We start from the raw sequence: 748 nt of genomic DNA, 5'->3' as shown, positions 1-748 counted from the left end.
GCATGCAAACAGGCAACCGCTGACGACGTCCGCTTTCAGGAGCAATTAAACTCTATTCTTGGTTTTCTAGCCAAGGCTGAAACAGTGGATAATCGAGTCTTGATTGAACTGGAAAAATTTTACCAGACTTCCAGTCTTCTCATGGGACTCAGCGCTCTTGATCCAGATGCTCCAACTCGCGCCGCTTGGCGGGCCTATGACCGCTTCCACTTTGACCAAGTCAAGACCAAGTTGAGTCTCTACGGACCAACCATTATCCTGTAGAAAATAAAAGAAGTTGAGACAAACTGAACTCAACTTCTTTTTTAATATCATATAAGCAAGTTTTAGTCCTGCATCTGACGTTTTACCTGATAAGGTAAATACAAGACTAGTAAAACCAAACCAGCTCCCAGTAAGGCTAGAAGGGCTAGTTTTTCTTGGAAGGTAATCAATCCAACAACTAATTCCACTACTAAGACCAAACTGGTCAATCCTCGGACTACCGCCTGCAAGCCTTTTTCCTTTTGCCCCTTGTCCAGTGGAAAGAGTTGGGTCAAATACTGGTAGTCAAAGGCGTGATAGAGGGCCAGTAACTGGAAGAGCAAGAGGTAGTTAAAGAGAACCACCACTGCTGTCGCAATCCAAGCTTGCTCGATAAATACCTGCGCCAACAAAGAAAGCAAGAGCAAACGGAGACTGAGGGCAAAGAGATCTCCATTTCGCAGATAAGAACGCAGATAGAGATTTTGCCAAATCTTCCCAGGCG

The 748-nt window shown here is 44.9% G+C and carries 2 protein-coding genes; one reads left to right on the top strand and one right to left on the bottom strand.

All coding sequences use genetic code 11. The features are described 5' to 3' along the window. Positions 1-264, top strand: a 264-nt coding sequence (locus ACLNCN_RS04990; protein ID WP_424844759.1) for a helicase BlpT, incomplete at its 5' end; no start/stop codon positions are given. Positions 265-326: 62 nt separating this feature from the next. On the opposite strand, the gene ACLNCN_RS04985 is transcribed toward ACLNCN_RS04990, so the two are convergent. Continuing rightward, positions 327-748 (bottom strand): ABC transporter permease (locus ACLNCN_RS04985; protein WP_424844758.1); only part of this gene is annotated, 422 nt, incomplete at its 5' end.

This window comes from Streptococcus sp. CL8.13 (assembly GCF_049737895.1).
This window is presented reverse-complemented; position numbering and strand designations above follow the sequence as displayed.